We start from the raw sequence: 6,998 nt of genomic DNA, 5'->3' as shown, positions 1-6,998 counted from the left end.
TTGCGCGAATGCGCAGGGCCGTGACGCGCGGCCGCGAAAGTGTGCGTTACGAAATTAGAGGAACCCGGATGCGCTATCGGGCCTTTTTTCATCGGATCACGGTTAATATAGGAACGCATGTTCCTATATACTTGTCGAAAAATATATTTTTGCCTTCGCACGTTTAGGTTAGCGCATCGCAGATGTCTTATTTTCAGAACGCCGGTGTTTAGCGGGGGTTAAGGCATCTGCGTTCCTCTATATCGTTCAAAGCTATTTGCTCACCGTCCGGTGCTTCTTGACGGCGAGCCGCTTCCCGTCGAGCAGCTTCTTCACATCGGTCTGCGCGAGAAACACGCTGAGCAGCAGCAGCGCCGCGCCGACGTACCCTCTGGACGTCAACGTTTCCCCCGCAAATACAAAAGCGAAAATGGCGGCGAACAGCGGCTCCATGCCGAAAATCAGCGCCGTGCGCGTAGGCGAGGCGTACTTTTGCACGGTGGCCTGCAGAACGAAGGCGACGGCGCTGCACAAGACGCTCAGGCCGAGAATCGATGTCCACGCATCGAACGTATCCGGCAGCTTCGGCGTCTCCATCAGGAAGGAGAAGGACAGCGCCCACAGTCCGGCGAACCCGAGCTGCAGCACGCCGAGGGCGATCGCATCCCCCTGTTTGACGACCGAGCCCGTCACGAGCATATGCACGGCGAACAGCAGCGAGCCGAGCATGCAGTAAACATCCCCTTGATTGATCGTCAGCGACGAGGTCAGCGTCAGCAGGCCGATCCCGACGATGGCGAGACCGATGCACAGAAGCAGGCGCGCCTCCGGTTTTTTTCTCAGGAAAAGGATCGACAATATAGGAACGAAGATCACCGAAAGACCGACAAGAAAGCCTGCGTTCGAAGCGGAGGTCGACCGGACCCCGAAGGTGATGAACACGAAGCTGAGAAACAAGATCGAGCCCAGCACAAAAGCGGAGCTCACCGTCGACCAGCCGGCGCTCCGGACGCGCTTGTGAAAGACTAGCGCCGACAACAGAAACGCAATCAGCAGCCGCAAGGCAATAAGATTAAAGGTTTCCAACGACTGCAATCCGACTTTGGTAAACAAATACGAGGACGCCCACAGCATCGTCGCTCCCAGCATCATCAAATCCGCTTTAACTTCCGTTCTCATCCGTCCGGCTCCCTACACGATATGTATTTACACATCGATTAGTATAACGGTACACTATGAATAAGAAAAATGAATGTTTATCATATATTATGTGAATTATTTTCATGGAAAGAAGGACGATCCATGTCATTGGCCAAATACGAGGTATTCAGCACGGTCGTCGAGCTGGGGAGCCTGACCCGGACGGCCGAGAAGCTCGGACTGACCCAATCGGCGGTCAGCCATGCCATCGCCAGTCTGGAGTCCGAGTGGGGGTTCGCCCTGCTGACCCGGGGACGCGCCGGAATCGGCCTGACGCCGAACGGCACGCGGGTGCTGAAGCATGTCCGGGACATTATCCAGCGAAGCGAGCTGCTCAAGCAGGAGGTCGCTTCGATTCAAGGGCTGGAGACCGGAACGGTGCGGATCGGCACCTTTACGAGCATTTCCACTCAATGGCTGCCCGGCATCATGAAGCGGTTCCAGGCGGAGCACCCGGCTATCGAGATTAAGCTGCTGGAAGGCGACTATGACGAAATTAACGATTGGATTACGAGCGGCGCGGTCGATTTCGGGTTCCTCTCGCTCACGGCGGCCCGGCCTTTGGACATCATTCCGCTGACCAAGGACAACCTGCTCTGCATCGTTCCGGACGAGTCCCCTTACCGCGAGATGAACGTCATGTCGCTTGCCCAACTGCAAGCGGAGCCGTTCATTATGCCGAAGTGGGGCAAGGAAAGCGACCTGCTGCGCATCATCAAAATCAACCGGCTGTCGCTGAACATCAAATACGAAGTGTTGGAAGATCAAGCGATCATGGCGATGGTGAAAAACGGGCTCGGGATCAGCATTTTGCCGGAGATGGTGCTGTACGAGGCGCTGGACGGCATTCACATGATCGGGCTCGAAGGCGACCCGTACCGGACGATCGTGCTCGCGGCCGTATCCTTCAAGCAGCTTTCGCCTGCTGCGCGAAAGTTCAAAAAGCATATCGCGGCTTGGCTGAGCGAGCAGCAAGTCTCGCTTTGACGGCATTGACCCGCATGCCGAACGAAAGGCCGGGCTGCGGACCTCCCCTCGGCCCGGACCTTATTTTTGTCCAAATGTATCGTAAGAAAGTACATATCCCCGCACCGAGCTATCGGCTACAATAAGTAGAGCATAAGGAGGGATGACGGATGATGGAACGTTCCAGCCGATTGAGGCTGTGGTATTCGGCTCCGGCCCGCAGGTGGGAGGAGGCGCTTCCTGTCGGGGGCGGCCGGCTCGGCGGTATGGTGTTCGGCACGGTGGCGCAGGAGAAAATTCAATTAAACGAAGATTCCGTCTGGTACGGCGGACCGAAAAAAGCGAATAATCCCGACGCACGGGCCTACGTGCCGGAAATCCGGCGGCTGCTGATGGAGGGCAGGCAGCAGGAAGCGGAGCATCTGGCCCGGATGGCGTTGATGTCGGCGCCCAAATATTTGCATCCGTATCAGCCGCTCGGCGATATGCTCCTGTACATGCTCGGGCACGATAAGCCGACGCAAGCCTACGAGCGGGAGCTCGATCTGGAGCAGGCTCTCGTACGGGCCAGTTATGACATGGACGGCGTCCGCTATACGCGGGAATATTTCAGCAGCGCGGTCCATCAGGTGCTGGCCGTCAGACTGACGGCGGACCGGCCGGGGAGCCTCACGTTCAGCACGCATATGATGCGCCGTCCGTTCGATATGGGCAGCGAAAAATACGGCGAGGACACGATGATCCTGTCCGGCGAGTGCGGTACGGAAGGCGTCCGTTTCAGCGCCGTCTTGAAAGCGGTTGCCGAGGGCGGCAGCGTGAAGACGATCGGCGACTTTATCTCGGTAGAGGGCGCGGATGCGGTGACCCTTTTGCTTGCGGCGGGGACGACGTTCCGGCATCACGATCCGAAAGCCGTCTGTCTGGAGCAGGCAGCTAGGGCGGCATCGCTGCCGTACGAAGAGCTGAAGCGCGCCCATACGGAGGATTACGTCCGCTATTTCCGGCGGGTCGGCTTGGAGCTGGCGAAGCCGGAGCCGGAAGCGACGGCGTCCCTGCCGACGGACGAGCGGCTGCAGCGCGTGAAGGAAGGGCAGGATGATCCGGGGCTGGTGGAGATCTTTTTCCAATTCGGACGCTATTTGCTGCTGTCTTGTTCGCGGCCCGGCTCGCTTGCAGCCACGCTGCAGGGCATATGGAACGATAGCTACACACCGCCTTGGGAATCGAAATTTACGATTAATATCAACACGGAGATGAACTATTGGCCTGCGGAAGTATGCCATCTCCAGGAATGCCACGAGCCGTTGTTCGATTTGATCGAGCGGATGCGCGAAAGCGGCCGGATCACGGCGCGGGAGGTATATGGCTGCGGCGGCTTTATGGCGCACCACAACACGAATCTGTGGGGCGATACGCATGTGGAGGGCATTCTGGTCAGCGCCTCGATTTGGCCGATGGGCGCAGCCTGGCTGTCGCTTCATCTGTGGGAGCACTACCGCTTCGGGCTTGACCGTTCCTTCCTGGCGGACCGGGCATATCCGGTCATGAAGGAGGCGGCGCAGTTTCTGCTGGACTATTTGGTGGAGGACGGGCAGGGGCGGCTGTTGTCGGGACCGTCGATATCGCCCGAGAACAAGTTCGTGCTGCCAAACGGAGTGTCCGGCAATCTATGCATGGCGCCTGCGATGGATTCGCAGATCGCTTTCGCCTTGTTCGAGGCGTGCCGGGAAGCAGCGGCAGCGCTCGGTCTGGACGAGGCGTTCCGCCAGCGGCTCGCGGAAGCCATGGCGAAGCTGCCGAAGCCCGGGATCGGTCGGCACGGCCAGATCATGGAGTGGCTGGAGGATTACGAGGAGGCCGACCCGGGCCACCGCCACATCTCGCAGCTGTTCGCGCTGCATCCCGGCGAGATGATTCACCTTCACCGCACGCCGGAGCTGGCGGAAGCGGCCAAGCGGACGCTGGAGCGGCGTCTTGCGCACGGCGGAGGACATACCGGCTGGAGCCGGGCGTGGATTATCAACTTCTGGGCGCGGCTCGGCGAAGGCGATAAGGCGTACGACAACGTAGCGGCGCTGCTTGCTCAGTCCACGTACCCGAATCTGTTCGACGCGCATCCCCCGTTCCAGATTGACGGCAACTTCGGCGGCACGGCCGGGATCGCGGAAATGCTGCTGCAGTCTCACGGAGGAGAGCTGGCGCTGCTGCCTGCGCTGCCGAAGGCTTGGCCTTCGGGCCGCGTCTACGGGCTGCGGGCGCGAGGCGGCTATGAGGTCGGCCTGACTTGGGACGGCCACCGGCTGACGGAAGCAACGATTCGCGCCGGACACAGCGGCACCTGCCGGATTCGGACGCAGACGGCGGTATCGGCCGTGATGGCGGACGGCGCAGCGGTAACGGTCGAGGTCCGAGACGGCGTGCTGGTATTGGAGACGGAAGCCGGCCGGACGTATGTGCTGAAGGGGTAGAGGACGGCAGTGTACAGGCACGGCTGTCGATGGGAAGGGTATCCTTAACAGCAAGGGATCAAACTAAAGGGCAAGGCACGCGAATTCCGGAACCGCCGGAAGCGTGCCTTGCCCTTTTTTTGTTTTGCGCAGATCATCGGCTCACCCATTTGGTCACCGAACCGGCGGGTGAAGGGGAGATTATTTGTGTTTTTTACATAATCCCCTATATACAGACACTATCTGACAAAGGTATAATTTAACACGGAAAATATTAGTAATATAGTCCTGTGAAATTTACAGCAGAAATGTGGAGGAACTATTTTATGGACTTAGCTAACAGGTTTAAAAAATTTTCGATAATTTTTTTGAATTTTTTTATAGTACTGCTTCTTCTCCCTTTTGATGCTTCAGCAACTGGTAAATATTCGTTTGACCTTCCGTCAGGAACTAATCTCTTTCCGCAACCTAATGATAATAGTGGATTTGCACTGCGGGATAACGGAATCATAAACAGCAAGCAATACTATGCCTATAAGTATGATTATGCACAAAAAACGACATGGACATTTCATGGATTTGATATCGGAGTTGATCCGAATGTGACTTATACCTGGAGCTTTGACGCTTTTATTTCCCCTGATGCGAACCTTGCGGAAACGGGGAGTACATTTATTGCTCACGGAGAAGGAGGGTTCGGTGACGCCTCGTTTTATTATGATAATACGAAAAAAGGGATATGGCAGCATTTCGAATATACAGGTAAACCAACTTCGAATGTGGCCAGATTACTGCTATACCCAACTATTGACTTTCTCCCGGCAACAACAGGCTATATTCAGTATAGAAACGTTGAATTTAGAAAGACAGGAACAGCAGCTAACTTGTATCCGCAGCCCTCGGATAATGAAGGTTTTAGTGTCAAGGGTGGCGGTGTGTTTATTGCAGAGCCCCATGCCAATAGCATATATAAATACGATTATGCGCAAAAAACGACCTGGACATGGCATGGATTCGACATCAAAGTAGATCCAAATGCGACATATACGTGGAGCCTGGACGCTTATATTTCTCCGGATGCGGATATTGCGGCAGTAGGAAATACGTTTATAGCCCAAGGAGAAGGCGGTTTCCCGGCACTTTTCCGTTACGATAATGCAAACAAAGGAACGTGGCAGCATTTTGAGTTTACCGGTAAACCGGCATCTGATGTAGCAAGAATTTTGCTATATCCGACATTTGGGGATCTTCCGGCAACAACAGGGTACATTTTATATAAAAACGTAGACTTTAGAAAAACGGATACGGTATCCAATCTTTTTCCGCAACCGACGACAAATGAGGGTTTTACTACTAGAGGCGGAGGAGTATTTACGAGCAAAACATACAATACATACAGCTATGACTATGCTCAAAATCTGCCTTGGACATGGCACGGCTTCGATATCCCGGTGGATCCGAATACAACCTATACTTGGAGTTTTGACGCGTATATTTCATCGGATGCCAACATCGCCCAAACAGGGAATACAGCCATCGCTCAAGGCGAAGGGGGCTTTACAGTACCTAATATATTATGACAATACGAAAAAAGGCAAGTGGCAGCACTTTGAACACACGGGTAAACCTACATCCAGCACAGCGAGACTATTGCTTTATCCTACTATGGCTAACAGTCCCGCTACTACAGGATTTGTTCTGTACAAAAATGTAGAGTTTAAGATCAAAGGGATTGAATGGAATGAATACATCGATATTAGCACAGGATTAAATTACAAGTTCGACACGAATAGAAGATTAATCGAAATACAAAAAAAATAATAGCAAAGTTCCCATTACCAAAATTAAATACGATAGTAATGGGAATATGGTTGGTAAAGAGGTTATTTTACCGTAATAGTGACAACCGAGAATGCATTGATTCAATTGGTTAAAATACAACCGTAAATTGAATAGATGCATGGGAGGCGCTTTGGAGATTGTATGCGGTTAGAAACAGCAGTAGCAGGCAAAATGAGACATAGAACTTTGTGTTTAAAGTTGAGAGGAGATCGAAAAAGTGGTATCACACAAGAGCAGTAACTTTCTATTGTTCAGAAATTTACTAAGAAAATTATTTATACCTTTTATAAGTATATGGTTGTTTTTTGCATTATCAATTTTTGGTTATGCAGATCATTCCTTACTAGTAAGCGAGTTTGATACAGCATCTATTTCCAATGGACTAAATGAGAATATATATGATGTAGAATCCTTTGAACGAGGAAGCTACTCAGGCACTAACTACATGGCGGGAGCAGGGACCATAACCAATGATCCTCAAAAGGTAATAACGGGACAATACTCCGCGTACCTGGACTCTCAACCTACTCAGGAGTGGAGAGATGTCGCTTACTCGGATGCCAG

The 6,998-nt window shown here is 53.3% G+C and carries 5 protein-coding genes; 4 read left to right on the top strand and 1 reads right to left on the bottom strand.

Annotation, left to right across the window (positions count from 1 at the left end; all coding sequences use genetic code 11):
- Nucleotides 1–252 precede the first annotated feature (252 nt).
- Complete coding sequence (locus PEH01S_RS33680) at nt 253–1,158, bottom strand: DMT family transporter (RefSeq protein WP_127490399.1); 906 nt, start codon at nt 1,156–1,158, stop codon at nt 253–255.
- Between the two features lie 123 nt (nt 1,159–1,281).
- Here PEH01S_RS33680 and PEH01S_RS33675 point away from each other — a divergent pair, with 123 nt between their 5' ends.
- From PEH01S_RS33675 to PEH01S_RS35235, 4 genes are all read left to right on the top strand, one after another.
- Nucleotides 1,282–2,166, top strand: coding sequence for a LysR family transcriptional regulator (locus tag PEH01S_RS33675; RefSeq protein WP_127490398.1), 885 nt, complete (start codon nt 1,282–1,284; stop codon nt 2,164–2,166).
- Between the two features lie 149 nt (nt 2,167–2,315).
- Nucleotides 2,316–4,613: a glycoside hydrolase family 95 protein gene (locus PEH01S_RS33670; protein ID WP_025848891.1), complete on the top strand. Its 2,298-nt coding sequence runs from the start codon at nt 2,316–2,318 to the stop codon at nt 4,611–4,613.
- Nucleotides 4,614–4,918: 305 nt separating this feature from the next.
- Nucleotides 4,919–6,172: a hypothetical protein gene (locus tag PEH01S_RS33665; RefSeq protein WP_127490397.1), complete on the top strand. Its 1,254-nt coding sequence runs from the start codon at nt 4,919–4,921 to the stop codon at nt 6,170–6,172.
- Between the two features lie 479 nt (nt 6,173–6,651).
- Nucleotides 6,652–6,998 (top strand): hypothetical protein (locus PEH01S_RS35235; RefSeq protein ID WP_218032730.1); only part of this gene is annotated, 347 nt, incomplete at its 3' end.

The organism is Paenibacillus ehimensis NBRC 15659 (assembly GCF_004000785.1).
Lineage (GTDB): Bacteria > Bacillota > Bacilli > Paenibacillales > NBRC-103111 > Paenibacillus_G > Paenibacillus_G ehimensis.
Note: the sequence above shows the minus strand (reverse complement) of the source record. Positions and strands in the feature narration are given on the sequence as shown.

Bases quoted from the DNA above. Each gene is read 5' to 3' on its own strand.
- PEH01S_RS33665 (WP_127490397.1), top strand. From the start codon at position 4,919: ATGGACTTAGCTAACAGGTTTAAAAAATTTTCGATAATTTTTTTGAAT.
- PEH01S_RS33680 (WP_127490399.1), bottom strand. From the start codon at position 1,158: ATGAGAACGGAAGTTAAAGCGGATTTGATGATGCTGGGAGCGACGATG.
- PEH01S_RS33675 (WP_127490398.1), top strand. From the start codon at position 1,282: ATGTCATTGGCCAAATACGAGGTATTCAGCACGGTCGTCGAGCTGGGG.
- PEH01S_RS33670 (WP_025848891.1), top strand. From the start codon at position 2,316: ATGATGGAACGTTCCAGCCGATTGAGGCTGTGGTATTCGGCTCCGGCC.